We start from the raw sequence: 12,333 nt of genomic DNA, 5'->3' as shown, positions 1-12,333 counted from the left end.
GCGGATGAACCAAATCAGGGAGGAAACGCAAAATGAAACGATTGATTGCAGGGGCAGCAATAGCTCTGACGGGCCTGACGGGTGCGGCAATGGCCGAGGAATATCCCGAACGGCCGATCATGATGATGGTCAGTTACGGAGCCGGAGGCGCGACCGATTTCCAGGCCCGGATCGTCACGATGACATCTGGAAACGAGGATGCGCTGGGAATGCCCATCGCCATCATCAACAAGCCTGGTGCCGGTGGGCGCGTTGGCTGGAACTGGTTCGCAACTCAGGCCGATCCGGACGGCTATACGCTGGGTGCCTACAACGTTCCTCATTTCATCGCCCAGTCGATCAAGGGTGGCGTCGAATACTCGACCGACAGCTTTGAACCCATCGCGAACTGGGGCGCAGACCCGGCCGTGTTCGTGGTTGGCGCCGACAGTGAATTCAACTCGATGGATGATGTTGTCGCCTATGCCAAGGAAAACCCAGGCAAGCTGACGGTATCCGGCGCGGGCCTTTTTGTGGGCCACCACATCGCGGCGCTGCAGATCGACAAGGCAGCCGGGACCAAGATGGCCTACATCCCGACCAAAGGTGGCGGAGCAGCAGCCATGAAGGCCGTCATCGCTGGTGAAGTCATGGGCGGCATCAACAACCTGTCCGATGCGTTCCGCGCACAAGAGGCGGGCAATGTGAAAATCCTCGGCGTTGCCGATCTTGAACGCAACACGTTCCTGCCGGATGTTCCGACGATGATGGAACAGGGGCTGGACGTGGACAACTCCTCGGTCAATTTCCGGGGTGTAATGGTGCCCAAGGGAACACCTCCTGAGGTGATTGAAAAATTGGCCGCAACCGTGCCCGAGATGTTCGCCAATTCTCGCGTTTCCAAGAAGATGGAAGCGGGTGGCTCGCCCATGCACATCATGACACGTGACGAAGTGATCGAGATGTGGGCGCAGCGCCAGCAGACGCTGAACGAATTGCTGGCGGGTCTTTAACCGACCCCAATCGGGGCGGGCAGAACCCGCCCCGGACAACCAATCGAGGACCAAAATGAACGCTCCAAACGACATAGCCCCCGAAATCGCCGAAGTGGACCGGATCGTGGCACAGGCGCGCAAGGCTCAGATTGCCTATGAGGCAACTGGCAGTCAGGCGCTCTATGACAAGGCTGCGCTGGCGGCAGGCTGGGCGATCATGGAACCCACTCGCAACCAAGCACTGGCTGAACTGGCGGTTGAAACCACCGGGCTGGGCAATGTCCCCGATAAGATCACCAAAAACCACCGCAAAACTCTGGGTCTTCTGCGCGACATTGCCGAGGCAAAGACATATGGGGTCATCAGCGACGATCCTGAAACAGGCATCACGGAAATCGCCCGTGCGATCGGCGTCGTAGGCGCGGTCGTTCCCTCAACCAATCCGGCCGCAACACCGGCCAACAACATCATTAATGCTCTCAAGGGTGGCAATGCTATCGTCGTCGCCCCCTCGCCCAAGGGCGTGGCATCCTGTGAGATGCTGCTAAGCTTCATTCACGCCGAGTTTGACAAGCTGGGGCTGGATCGGAACCTGGTCCAGATGATCCCCGCACCGGGATCAAAGGCCAAAACACAACGGCTGATGGAGACCTCGGATCGGGTGATCTGCACCGGCAGTCAGAACAACGTCCACCGGGCCCAGTCCTGCGGCACACCGGCCGTCGCGGTCGGCGCGGGCAATGTCATCGTGATTGTCGATGAAACCGCCGATCTGTCGGCGGCCGCGGCCAAGATCACAGCGTCAAAGTGTTTTGATAATGCGACTTCGTGCTCGTCCGAGAACGCGGTTGTGGTGGTGGACGCAGTCTATGACGACTTCGTCGCAGCAATGGCGGCCGAAGGCGGTGCGCTGGTCCCTGCTTCCGATGCCGCAGGGATCATTGCACGTCTCTGGCCGGACGGGCACCTCAACCGATCGGCGATCGCTCAGGATGCCGGCAAGACGCTTGATGCGTTGGGGATGGCAGACAAAGCGCCCGAAGGCACGAAGTTTCTGGCAGTAGAGACCGATGGGATCGGTCCCGATCATCCTCTGTCTGGAGAGAAGCTGAGCCGCGTTCTGGCGCTGTACCGGGCGTCGGACTATGCGGCTGCCAAGGCCACTGCAGCGCGTGTTCTAGCCCATCAGGGGGCCGGACATTCGGTTGGCATTCACACCAGCGACGACGCGCGCGCTGTTGAGTTGGGCCGCGAGCTACCAACCTGCCGGGTTATCGTGAACCAGGCGCATACCTTTGCAACAGGCGGCAGCTTTAACAACGGAATGCCCTTTTCGCTTTCGATGGGATGCGGCAGCTGGGGCGGAAACTCTATCGACACCAACCTGCATTGGCGGCACTTCGTCCAGACCACCAAAATTGTGCGTGAAATAGCCCCACGCGAACCCGCGCTCGAGGATGTATTCGGCGCGTATTGGAGGGAGGCTGGCCAATGATGGAACCGCCCAAAGGAACGGTCCGCGATTGGCTGAACCTAAGAGCCGATCAGGGCGGAACCGGGTTTGTTTTTCCCGATGGCGCACAGGATCTGAGCTGGGCTGAACTGCGCGACTCGGCCAGAAATACTGCAGGCATGCTAACCCGCCTTGGGGCGCAAAAAGGCGAAAGCGTCGCCCTTATCTATCCCAATTGCCGCGAAGCGCTTATCACCTTGTTCGGCGTACTCTATGGCGGATTCCGGGCAACAATGATCAATCTCGTCGCTGGCGACAGTGCCGTGGCCTACGCCCTTGAACACAGCGGCGCGCGCTTTGCCTTCGTGCACCCGGATCAAGCCGAGCTGTTCGGCCGAACAGCCGACCCGGCCGTGACCACACCTTTGCAGATCGCCGATGCTGGTGACGCAGATACCCAGCTTTATGACCTGAAGCCGGAAGATCATGCCCTTCTCATGTACACCTCAGGCACAACCGGCAGACCAAAGGGCGTTGTTCATACCCATTCTAGCCTTTTGGCAGGCGGCTGGACCACCGCTGTCGCACATGAGCTGACCGACACGGATCGCGGTTTCTGCGTCCTGCCGATCTATCACATCAACGGTCTTTGTGTGACTGTGATGGGAACCCTAGTTTCAGGCGGGTCCCTGGCTATGTGCGAACGGTTTTCGGCCAGCCGGTTCTGGGACAATCTTGGAAAAACTGAGGCAACTTGGTTTTCGGTAGTCCCGACCATCATCTCTCATTTGCTGCAATCCGACACCAACCCGGACAGCCAAACCCGTCAGCGGTTGCGGTTCGGGCGCTCTGCTTCGTCCGCGCTGGCACCGGACGTACAACGGGCTTTCGAAGAACGGCTCGACGTTCCCATCGTCGAAACAATGGGCCTTACCGAAACCGCTGCGCAGATCCTTTCGAACCCACTTCCGCCGGGTGTGCGCAAGATCGGCTCACCAGGTGTTGCCTATGGAAACGACGCCGCGATCCGCGATGCGAACCAACAGCCCGTCCCACACGGAACCGAGGGTGAACTGGTCATACGCGGACCAAATGTGATGCTTGAATACCTTAAGGATCCGGAGGCGACCGCAGGCACGTTTACTGCCGATGGATGGCTTCGCACCGGCGATCTGGCGCGTATGGATGAGGATGGATACGTATATGTCACGGGCCGCTTGAAAGAGCTGATCATCAAGGGCGGCGAGAACATCGCCCCGCGTGAAATCGACGAGGCACTTTATTCCCACCCCGACGTTGTCGAAGCCGCAGCCTTTGGACGCCCCTGCCGCAGCTATGGCGAAACCGTCGAGGCCGCTGTCAAAATCCGGGAAGGGTCCGTGCTGACGCCGCTGACCTTATTGCAGATTTGTGAGACCAAACTGGGTCGGTTCAAATCCCCTGACGAGGTTCACATTCTGCATGATCTGCCAAAGGGGCCATCGGGTAAGATCCAGCGCAACCGGATACTCGAAATCGTTGACGATCAGGGCTGAGCACTAGCGGGACTATGACCGCTGGCGCGCAGCCGGGGCCGACCCTGTGCATAGAACGGCGCTAAGTCTTGCGCCGTTTCGGCACAGCCTCTCCGCCCTTGCCCGCTTTCGCGGCTGAAACGCGGGCGCGATTCTTCTTGCTGCTGGGTTTTCCCTTGGGCGGCGGCGGGCCTTTGGTGGGTTTACCGCCGGGCTTTACGCTTCCGTCTTTGCTCTTGTTAGCGGGCGTTTTGTGGGTTTTCTTCTTTGCGCTCGTTGCCGTGAATTTAACATCCGGCTCGCTCAGTGACGAGTCGCGGTGCGGTGTCGAGCCATGTTCTTTTGATCGGGTCTGTTTGAAACCGCGTTCCGCTGCTTTACTGGGCTTGCGATCTTCGGGCTTGGGTTTGCGGTTACGGGGCGTCGGGGCATCGTTCCAATCAACGGGGGTGGTGTCCCCTTTGCGCGGGCGCGGTTTACCCTTGGGTGGGCGGTTGGACCTTGGACGCTCAAACGCTGGCACGTCAGGCGCGCCATCCAAGCGCACAACGTCTTTCGAACCTTCGATTTTCATACCCGGTCCAACAGCCGCCAGAAAGCCCGCAACACTGGCTTCGCGGATCTCGACGTAAGACACATCATCGGCAATCCGGATCGCACCGATATCGTCTTTGGTCAGATCACCGGCCTTGCAGATCATCGGCAGCAAATGGCGCGGCGAAGCATTTTGGTTGCGACCTTCAGACAAGGAAAACCAAACGCTCGGACCAAAGGCGGCGCGGGGTTTGGGGCGGTCCGCTGTAACCGGGGCCAACTCTTCCGGTGCTGAATGGCGCAATTTATACTGACGTAGATACGCTGCTGCTATTTGCTCAGGGGTAAATTTTTCAACCAGGTGCTGAACCGCATCCTGTTCGCTTTCGGTAACTTCGACTTGCCAGTCATCCGAGGCGAGCATCCGCGCCTGATCTCGCTCGTTCACCTCATCTGAAGACGGGGCGACGCCCCAATCCGCCGTGAGCTTTGCGAACTTCAGAATACGCTCAGCCTTTTTCCGCGATGACGGTTCGACAACCAGGGCGCTGACGCCCTTCCGCCCTGCCCGGCCCGTGCGTCCAGAGCGATGCAATAGCGTCTCGTGACTGTTGGGCAATTCAGCATGGATCACCAGATCGAGGTTCGGCAAATCAATCCCGCGCGCCGCGACATCCGTCGCCACACATACCCTCGCACGCCCATCGCGCATCGACTGCAACGCGTTAGAGCGTTCACTCTGCGTCAACTCACCAGACAGTGCCACCACCGAAAACCCGCGGTTGGAAAGCCGCGTGGTCAGTCGCGACACCATCGCGCGGGTATTACAGAAAACGATGGCATTGGGGGCTTCGTAATACCGCAATGCATTGATGATCGCGTTATCCCCGTCCCGCGGCGCCACCATCATCGCACGATATTCGATATCAGCATGTTGGGTTTTCTCGCTGACCGTGCTCACCCGCTCGGCATCGCGCTGATAGCGCGTTGCCAGGCTAGCAATGGCGCGCGGGACCGTGGCTGAGAACAGCAACGTTTGCCGCTCTGCCGGAGTTTCATCCAGGATGAACTCAAGATCCTCGCGAAATCCAAGGTCCAGCATTTCATCGGCTTCGTCCAGAACCACAGCCCGGATCGCGGTCAGATCAATGGAACCACGCATGATATGATCGCGCAGGCGACCCGGCGTTGCGACAACAATATGCGCCCCACGCGCCAAAGCCCGGCGTTCATCACGCATATCCATGCCACCAACACACGAGGCCAGAAACGCACCGGCATCAGAGTACAGCCAGCTCAGCTCGCGCTTGACCTGCATGGCCAGTTCCCGCGTTGGCGCAACCACCAAAGCCAACGGCGCGCCGGACGCCCCGAACGTCTCATCTTCGCCCAGCAACTGTGGTGCGATCGCCAACCCGAACCCGATGGTTTTTCCCGATCCGGTTTGCGCCGACACCAACATATCGCGCCCTTCCAGCTCGGGCTGTGTCACGGCCTGCTGGACTTGTGTCAAAGTATCGTAACCCTTGCGGGCAAGCGCATCTGCGATGGTCTGTTTCACGGTGGTGTTCTTTGTATCAGCCGGGGGATACGTGCCTTGCGGTATTGCAATCAGCGCATCTTCCAAGGTTAAAGACCGCCTCTTAACGGGAGTCGCTGGCAATGTATAGCCGTGTCTTTTGTGGTGACCGAAGTAAAAAACCGCCGGTCACGTAGGTATCTTTTGATGAACTTGTCTGCAGTTTCAGCCAACTGTCAAAAGCCGATGCGAAACCAATACTTTACCAGATAAAGTGGTGCCCGGGGGCGGAATCGAACCACCGACACGAGGATTTTCAATCCACTGCTCTACCCCTGAGCTACCCGGGCACGGGAACGGCGTTTACCGTTGGGTGGAGGCCTTCTATGACTTGCTACAGGCAGTGTCCAGAGGCTTTTTCACATTTTTTCAATGTGGACGTTGTTGCTCTGGTTCGGGATCGGAAACTTCTGTTTCAACGTCCTCTTCCCGCTGCGATGGAACCGCGTAGGACCCGTTCAGCCACTTGGCCAGATCAATATCAGCACACCGCTTCGAACAGAATGGCCGAAACTCGGTTACAGACTTTTCTGCGCAGATCGGGCAGCTCATTTCAGCACTTCCGACAACGGGATACGGCCGCGTTTGCGCTGTAGCTCGTAGTGGCCAAGAGGGGTCCAACCTGCCAGCGTGGTTTCGACCGAATCTGCCTTCAACGCAGCGCGCAGAGAGGCCTCGAACCCACGGCGATCCTTTTTAGGCATTGGTGCTAGGTCCAGAGTGATTTGCCCCCCAAGACCGCGAACGCGCAAGGCACGGGCAAGCCCCTTGGCACAGGCAAAATTGACCTTGGTTCCGCCTGCCATCGACGTGTCGGACCCGGTGTTGACATCCACAGCGACCAAGGCCCGGGTGGGCTGAATATATAGATACCCGCCTCCGGGCAGCGGCTCGGAAATACCACGCGCCACGTCCAATGCATCCAATACGCCATGCGTTTCGAAACTGCCCGGCTGCGTCACAACCTCAGCCGGGTCGGTCCAGTCGCGCCAGGCCAGAACATGGGGCCCGTCACCTTCCAGCAGCAGCTCGGGCTCAGTTCCCGGATCGTTCAAAACCTGATCCGCATGGGCCAGCATCGCGCCGATATCTTCGGCGATTTCAGCCGCACCTTCGCCCTCACAACAGGACCGCAGGATCAGGCCATGGCTGCTGCCCTCCATGCTCTCATGAGCGATTTCAAGAAGGCGGTCACGCTCATCTTCGTCGTGGATGGAACGTGAGATATTCAAACCGGGCGCATCAGGCGTGACAATCGCATAGCGGCTTTTGAACAGAACCCGATCGGTCACTGGCAACGCCTTACCGGGTTCGGCATAGCCCGTCACCTGAACCAACATCAGTGCACCGGGTGCGAGCCCTTTGATCTGTCGTAGAAAGGCCGGACCGTCAGGTGTGGTCAGGAACATGCCGCCCTGCCCTTTGACCGGTCGGTCGGCACGGGCACGGTAAATCGTACCCGGCGCGGACGCGTCAGCTGCAATCAGGAAATCGTCCAGCTGACCGTCGACCATAAGGGCGGCAGCTTCGCGGTTTTCGATGTGATCCAGAACAATGGTTCGACCCTTCATGACACCTCACGATACAGGGGATAGCCGATGCCTTGCAAAAGCGCGGCAGTCTCGGACAGGGGGAGCCCCACGATGCCGGTAAACGAACCAGAAATCCAAGGGATGAAAGCCCCGGCAGGGCCTTGAATGGCGTAAGCGCCTGCTTTGCCCTGCCAGTCTCCGGTCGCCAGGTAAGCGTTGATTTCGACGTCTGACAGGCGTTTGACCTTGACCTGAGACACCACATCACGTTGCAGAACGCGGTCCCCGCATCGTACGGCGACCGAGGTGATTACGCGGTGCCGTCGACCGGACAAAGCATGCAGGAACTCAGCCGCCTGGCCCGCGTCTTCCGGTTTTCCCAGAATACGGCGGCCCAGTGCGACAGTGGTATCCGCACAAAGAGTTACATCGTCGCCATCGGCCTGTACCGCCTGCACTTTTGCCCGCGTAATGCGATTGCAATAGGGCACCGGCAGCTCACCTTTCAGCGGCGTTTCATCAATGTCGGGTGCACGGATGGCATCGGGCTGCACGCCAAGCTGGGCCAACAGGTCCAGCCGCCTTGGGCTGCCCGATCCTAAGATAAACGCCATTGCGGCAGGCGTTACTTGAAGCGGTAGTTGATCCGACCCTTGGTCAGATCATAGGGGGTCATCTCGACCTGAACTTTGTCGCCGGCCAGAACACGGATGCGGTTCTTGCGCATCTTGCCTGCCGTATGTGCGATGATCTCATGGCCGTTTTCCAGCTCGACCCGAAACGTCGCATTAGGCAGGAGTTCCTTCACGACACCGGGAAATTCGAGCGTATCTTCCTTGGCCATGTTGTCTCCACATTTAAGTTGCACCCGCAGAATCTGCGGGGATGTGCGCTTAAATGAGCCTATTTTGGCCCTATTTCAAGGGCGGAATCACCTATAGGGCGGATATTGTGACCGAATCGACTCGGGGTGATTGCTCATCCCAATGCGTTCGGTTGAGGACATGGCCATCGGAACGCACACAGGCGATGGCCGACATGTCGACCTCAGCATAAGTCCAGCCGGGTTGGTTCAGCGAGCCTTCGGCCAGCACTCCGGTCGCGGGAAAGCCCTTGTCCGGTGGACCAAATATACCGCCAGTGCCGGTGTTCAGATCAACGGCTTCGGACCAATCATTAGCGCCCACCAGGGACGACATCACCGTAACGCATTGATTTTCCAATGCTCTGGACATCGCGCCGATACGCACCCGCCAATAGCCTGACAACGCCTCGGTGCAGGATGGGACAAGGATAAGGTCTGCCTCGCTGAGAGCACGACCCAACAGCGGGAACTCACTATCGTAACAGATCAGCACCCCGATTTTGCCCAGCGCAGTATCGAACAGTTTCAGTGGGCCGCCAGGGGCAATATCCCACGACTCGCGTTCGAACCGGGTCATGATCTGTTTGTCCTGGTGGTCCTGTTTGCCATCTGGGGCATAGAATGCAGCCCGGTTCACAGGTCGACCAGGGCCATCCACAACCGGGGCCGATGCGCCCAAAATGTACGTCTTGTACTCCTGCGCGAGGCGCCGGTGCAGATTTCGCACATCCGCCATCCGATCCGAGACCGCGTGGATCGACCGCTCCAGATCACCCGCCACCTCGGCCCCGTCGAGCGTAGACAGCTCCATCGCGCCATATTCAGGAAAAACCAGCAGGTCCGCCCCCTGCCCCGCGGCGTCTGAGACCCAGCGGTCCAGCTTGTTTTCATACTGCGCCCAGCTGTCGAGCCAATCGAGGTTATAGGCGGCAGTAGCGACTTTCATGGGCTATCCTTGCGGTCCAAACTCGGGCGAATTTAAGTGTGAGTTCGCGGTCTGTATAGCCCCATCCTGTCAACATGTGTATTGAATGAACAACTCCACTGTGGGCTCAGTGCCGACTTCTTTTTCAAGCGCAACATCCATCACAACGAGTGCATATGCGTCTTCCAGTTCAGCCATTGGGTTAACAACGGCACAGGGAACTGGCAAAATCTTGCGGGAGAATTGGCAAGCCCCTTTTCATTTTCGGTCAAACCATCGTAGAACCCCGTTAGTCTTCGAACCGGCAATGAAGCGTCTTGGAATACAGCACCTACAAAACAAATACGATTTGGCCGCGCCTGTCCGGCACCGCCCGAACCGCGATTGCGGTGGGTGTTTTTTGTCTTGTCTCCGCCTGCTCCGAGCGTCCAACCGATGCAGACCTCAATCCGGAACGTCAGTCAATGGCTTTGCGGGAGGTCGCGCAAAAGCAAGCCCGGGGGCAAAGGGTGTGGTGCGTTCCCTACGCACGGAACCTCAGCGGCATCCAAATTCGTGGCAACGCCAAGGATTGGTGGGGAAGGGCGCGCAGTACATTTGAACGCGGCAATGAACCAGCTGTCGGTGCTGTGATGTCGTTTCGGGCAACCCGCGGAATGCCCCTGGGTCATGTGGCTGTCGTGTCGGATATTGTCACGGACCGGGAAGTTATTGTGAATCACGCCAACTGGCTCCGAAACAAGGTATCGTTGAAAATGGGCGTCAGGGACGTATCCAAACGCAATGATTGGACCTTGGTCCGTGTTGAAACCCAACCGGGCCGGTATGGCAATTTCTACCCAGTGAACGGGTTTATCTATCCGAAAGATGACGGGTAGCTCAGTTTCTCTTCGCGTCCACCGCGAGGCATCGGAATGCGCCACGAGCGTTTCCTGCTTCGGCCGTGAATCGCGGGCACTTACCGTTTGCGCGGGGATGCAGAACGTCGATATCGTCCACAGAGAACAGAAAACTATCTATAAATCCCGCATCCAAAACTGCAGTCGCTTTGCTGTTTCGCCCTCTTCGCCAACATCCTTCCAAGAAAACTGCGCGATCACACCACGTAGCGGTTCGTATCCACGCGCGTGCCAGAAGGCATCCAGGGGGCGATAGTTTTCCGGACGCATCGGGTGATCAACAGGGCGCTGCACGCTGCAAAAGGCGCATTTTCTGAAGCCCAGCTTGCGTGCATGTTCCTCGCGAAGGTCAAAGAACTTATGGCCAACTCCCTGCCCTCGATAATCCGATAAAAGGACAGACTCGGCGCAATAGAAGACTTCGTTCAGATCCAGACCAGAGCCATCAAAGGCGGCAGCGAAATCATCAGCGTGGTCGGTCAGTGGGGCACCGGTCGAAGCGCCTATCAGGCGGTCTCTATCAAATGCCCCGACCACGATAGCCTTATCGCTGTCCCGGTAGGACTGAAGGTACTTCCGCTCGTATTTGATGTCGCCGTCATACAGATACGGCCACGCCCGAAACACCTGGATCCGCAAACGCGCCACATCATCCAAGGCATCTGTCAGCGCCGCCCCGGTCAGGGGACGAACAGCTGTAACCTCAGCCATTCGAGACCTGCTTGGTCCAGTCAGCGAGGTTGTAGAACGTGGTGACGCGGGTGATCTTGCCATCCTTCAGGTCAAAGAACGATCCGGCCGGCAGGCGATAGGTCTGGCCATGCGCATCGGGCAGACCTTCGTCGGTTTCCAGATAGGTGCCGTTCACGGTGAACTCGGCTGCGGCGCGAGTGCCGTTTTCGGCTTCGAACACCACGATGTCAGTCAAGTTTTCCCGATAGCAGCGGTTCATATGGGCGCAGAAGGCTGCAAATTTTTCCTTGCCGGTGCGGATCTGGCCTTCGTTCACGTGATGCGCCACATCATCGGACAGGCAGGCCAGCATGCCGTCGACGTCACCGGCGTTGAAAGCGTCGAAATAGGTTTTGACGGTCTGGTTCATGGTCACTCCGTAGGTTCGCCCCAGCGACCTTTCAGATGCTGAATGATCTGGTCGCGGGTCTGTCGGTAGTGAATTAACTTGTCTGCGCGGCTTTCGCCCAGTCCGGTAGGGTCCATTATTGGCCAATAATCGACATCCAGGTGAAAAATGCGCGTCAATTCCAGCGCCTGGCGCTGACTTGCCGGCGACAACGCAACAATCAGGTCGAACGAGCTGAGGTCGTCGCCCCATTCCTGCATTTCATCAAACGAGCGTGACCGATGACGGGACAGTTCAACGCCGACTTCTTGGCAGACCGCGATGCAGAACCCGTCAATCTCAAGGTCATTTCGCACACCGGCGGATTGTACGTAGGTGCCAGTGCCGTAGAACTTTTTCATGAGCCCTTCGGCCATAGGGGACCGAACCGCGTTATGGTCGCAACAAAACAGGACCGACTGCGGCAAAGGCTTCACGCGTCAGCCCCCGAAATGCAGCACGCAGATCAGCGTGAACAAACGGCGTGCGGTATCGGTGTCGATGTCAGCCTTACCTTCAAGACGTTCTTGCAAAACGCGGCTGCCTTCGTTGTGGATGCCGCGACGGGCCATGTCGATGGTTTCGATCTGGCTGGGCGGCAGGGTCTTTACCGCGTTGAAATAGCTTTCGCAGATCTGAAAGTAATCTTTGACCACCTGGCGAAACGGCCCCAGTGACAGATGAAACTCTGCCGCCTTTTCCTCGGCCTCTGTGGCGATGTCGAAGACCAGCCGTTTGTCGCGGATCGATAGCTGCACACGGTACGGTCCGTCGGGCACGACACGGTCATCGCGTACAGGCAGCGCAAAGCTGTTTTCTTCCAGTAGATCATAGATCGCAACCTTACGCTCCTGCTCGATTTCGGGGGTCGGCGGAGGCAGGTTTCGGTCATCTAGTTCGATGTACGAGATACGAGTCATAATGCGTGGTCCGTTCAG

14 protein-coding genes and 1 tRNA gene are annotated in these 12,333 nt (G+C 58.2%); 4 read left to right on the top strand and 11 right to left on the bottom strand.

Features of this window, described 5'->3' with window-relative positions; all coding sequences use genetic code 11:
• The first annotated feature begins 32 nt into the window (after positions 1 to 32).
• The 3 genes from AC2FD9_RS04500 to AC2FD9_RS04490 are packed head-to-tail and all read left to right on the top strand — an operon-like array spanning position 33 to position 3,962.
• Complete coding sequence (locus tag AC2FD9_RS04500) at positions 33 to 992, top strand: Bug family tripartite tricarboxylate transporter substrate binding protein (protein WP_496835598.1); 960 nt, start codon at positions 33 to 35, stop codon at positions 990 to 992.
• A 55-nt stretch (positions 993 to 1,047) separates the two neighbouring features.
• Positions 1,048 to 2,469, top strand: a complete 1,422-nt coding sequence (sauS, locus tag AC2FD9_RS04495; RefSeq protein WP_496835596.1) for an acylating sulfoacetaldehyde dehydrogenase — start codon at positions 1,048 to 1,050, stop codon at positions 2,467 to 2,469.
• On the top strand, positions 2,466 to 3,962 hold the full coding sequence (locus AC2FD9_RS04490; protein WP_496835594.1) for an AMP-binding protein: 1,497 nt from the start codon (positions 2,466 to 2,468) through the stop codon (positions 3,960 to 3,962). Before sauS ends, AC2FD9_RS04490 begins: the two co-directional genes overlap by 4 nt.
• A 61-nt stretch (positions 3,963 to 4,023) precedes the next feature.
• On the opposite strand, the gene AC2FD9_RS04485 is transcribed toward AC2FD9_RS04490, so the two are convergent.
• The 7 genes from AC2FD9_RS04485 to AC2FD9_RS04455 all read right to left on the bottom strand — a co-directional run bounded on the left by AC2FD9_RS04485 (position 4,024) and on the right by AC2FD9_RS04455 (position 9,397).
• Positions 4,024 to 6,036: a DEAD/DEAH box helicase gene (locus AC2FD9_RS04485; protein WP_496835592.1), complete on the bottom strand. Its 2,013-nt coding sequence runs from the start codon at positions 6,034 to 6,036 to the stop codon at positions 4,024 to 4,026.
• Positions 6,037 to 6,269: 233 nt separating this feature from the next.
• Positions 6,270 to 6,344 (bottom strand) — tRNA-Phe (locus tag AC2FD9_RS04480).
• Between the two features lie 79 nt (positions 6,345 to 6,423).
• Positions 6,424 to 6,606, bottom strand: a complete 183-nt coding sequence (locus AC2FD9_RS04475) for a DNA gyrase inhibitor YacG (protein ID WP_058275399.1) — start codon at positions 6,604 to 6,606, stop codon at positions 6,424 to 6,426.
• Positions 6,603 to 7,625 carry a ribonuclease E/G gene (locus AC2FD9_RS04470; RefSeq protein WP_496757358.1) on the bottom strand — a complete coding sequence of 341 codons (1,023 nt, stop codon included), beginning with the start codon at positions 7,623 to 7,625 and terminating at the stop codon, positions 6,603 to 6,605. The genes AC2FD9_RS04475 and AC2FD9_RS04470 overlap by 4 nt, the downstream gene beginning before the upstream one ends.
• Entirely contained in the window at positions 7,622 to 8,200 is a 579-nt protein-coding gene (locus AC2FD9_RS04465; protein WP_058279387.1) for a Maf family protein, read from the bottom strand. The genes AC2FD9_RS04470 and AC2FD9_RS04465 overlap by 4 nt, the downstream gene beginning before the upstream one ends.
• 11 nt (positions 8,201 to 8,211) lie before the next feature.
• Positions 8,212 to 8,430, bottom strand: coding sequence for a translation initiation factor IF-1 (infA, locus tag AC2FD9_RS04460; RefSeq protein WP_005978431.1), 219 nt, complete (start codon positions 8,428 to 8,430; stop codon positions 8,212 to 8,214).
• Positions 8,431 to 8,521: 91 nt separating this feature from the next.
• Entirely contained in the window at positions 8,522 to 9,397 is an 876-nt protein-coding gene (locus AC2FD9_RS04455) for a carbon-nitrogen hydrolase family protein (RefSeq protein WP_496835590.1), read from the bottom strand.
• A gap of 443 nt (positions 9,398 to 9,840) precedes the next feature.
• Here AC2FD9_RS04455 and AC2FD9_RS04450 point away from each other — a divergent pair, with 443 nt between their 5' ends.
• Entirely contained in the window at positions 9,841 to 10,254 is a 414-nt protein-coding gene (locus AC2FD9_RS04450) for a CHAP domain-containing protein (protein ID WP_348774900.1), read from the top strand.
• 138 nt (positions 10,255 to 10,392) lie between these two features.
• Here the strand turns inward: AC2FD9_RS04450 and AC2FD9_RS04445 are convergent, their stop codons facing one another.
• Genes AC2FD9_RS04445 through AC2FD9_RS04430 form a run of 4 tightly spaced genes read right to left on the bottom strand, consistent with a single transcriptional unit; the run spans position 10,393 to position 12,315 of the window.
• Entirely contained in the window at positions 10,393 to 10,986 is a 594-nt protein-coding gene (locus AC2FD9_RS04445) for a GNAT family N-acetyltransferase (protein WP_472723013.1), read from the bottom strand.
• A complete protein-coding gene (locus AC2FD9_RS04440) occupies positions 10,979 to 11,377 on the bottom strand; it encodes a ketosteroid isomerase-related protein (RefSeq protein ID WP_496735260.1) in 399 nt (132 codons plus the stop codon). Before AC2FD9_RS04440 ends, AC2FD9_RS04445 begins: the two co-directional genes overlap by 8 nt.
• A 2-nt stretch (positions 11,378 to 11,379) precedes the next feature.
• Positions 11,380 to 11,832: an arsenate-mycothiol transferase ArsC gene (locus AC2FD9_RS04435; RefSeq protein WP_058275393.1), complete on the bottom strand. Its 453-nt coding sequence runs from the start codon at positions 11,830 to 11,832 to the stop codon at positions 11,380 to 11,382.
• A gap of 3 nt (positions 11,833 to 11,835) precedes the next feature.
• The gene (locus AC2FD9_RS04430; RefSeq protein WP_108862096.1) at positions 11,836 to 12,315 is read right to left on the bottom strand and encodes a UPF0262 family protein; all 480 of its coding nucleotides are present in this window, start codon (positions 12,313 to 12,315) and stop codon (positions 11,836 to 11,838) included.
• Positions 12,316 to 12,333 lie beyond the last annotated feature (18 nt).

It is taken from the genome of Ruegeria sp. YTSC230 (assembly GCF_059609665.1).
This window is presented reverse-complemented; position numbering and strand designations above follow the sequence as displayed.

Coding starts and splice junctions, on each gene's coding strand:
- AC2FD9_RS04440 (WP_496735260.1), bottom strand. CDS start 11,377: ATGAACCAGACCGTCAAAACCTATTTCGACGCTTTCAACGCCGGTGAC.
- AC2FD9_RS04445 (WP_472723013.1), bottom strand. CDS start 10,986: ATGGCTGAGGTTACAGCTGTTCGTCCCCTGACCGGGGCGGCGCTGACA.
- AC2FD9_RS04430 (WP_108862096.1), bottom strand. CDS start 12,315: ATGACTCGTATCTCGTACATCGAACTAGATGACCGAAACCTGCCTCCG.
- AC2FD9_RS04450 (WP_348774900.1), top strand. CDS start 9,841: ATGGCTTTGCGGGAGGTCGCGCAAAAGCAAGCCCGGGGGCAAAGGGTG.
- AC2FD9_RS04475 (WP_058275399.1), bottom strand. CDS start 6,606: ATGAGCTGCCCGATCTGCGCAGAAAAGTCTGTAACCGAGTTTCGGCCA.
- sauS (WP_496835596.1), top strand. CDS start 1,048: ATGAACGCTCCAAACGACATAGCCCCCGAAATCGCCGAAGTGGACCGG.
- AC2FD9_RS04465 (WP_058279387.1), bottom strand. CDS start 8,200: ATGGCGTTTATCTTAGGATCGGGCAGCCCAAGGCGGCTGGACCTGTTG.
- AC2FD9_RS04500 (WP_496835598.1), top strand. CDS start 33: ATGAAACGATTGATTGCAGGGGCAGCAATAGCTCTGACGGGCCTGACG.
- AC2FD9_RS04455 (WP_496835590.1), bottom strand. CDS start 9,397: ATGAAAGTCGCTACTGCCGCCTATAACCTCGATTGGCTCGACAGCTGG.
- infA (WP_005978431.1), bottom strand. CDS start 8,430: ATGGCCAAGGAAGATACGCTCGAATTTCCCGGTGTCGTGAAGGAACTC.
- AC2FD9_RS04470 (WP_496757358.1), bottom strand. CDS start 7,625: ATGAAGGGTCGAACCATTGTTCTGGATCACATCGAAAACCGCGAAGCT.
- AC2FD9_RS04490 (WP_496835594.1), top strand. CDS start 2,466: ATGATGGAACCGCCCAAAGGAACGGTCCGCGATTGGCTGAACCTAAGA.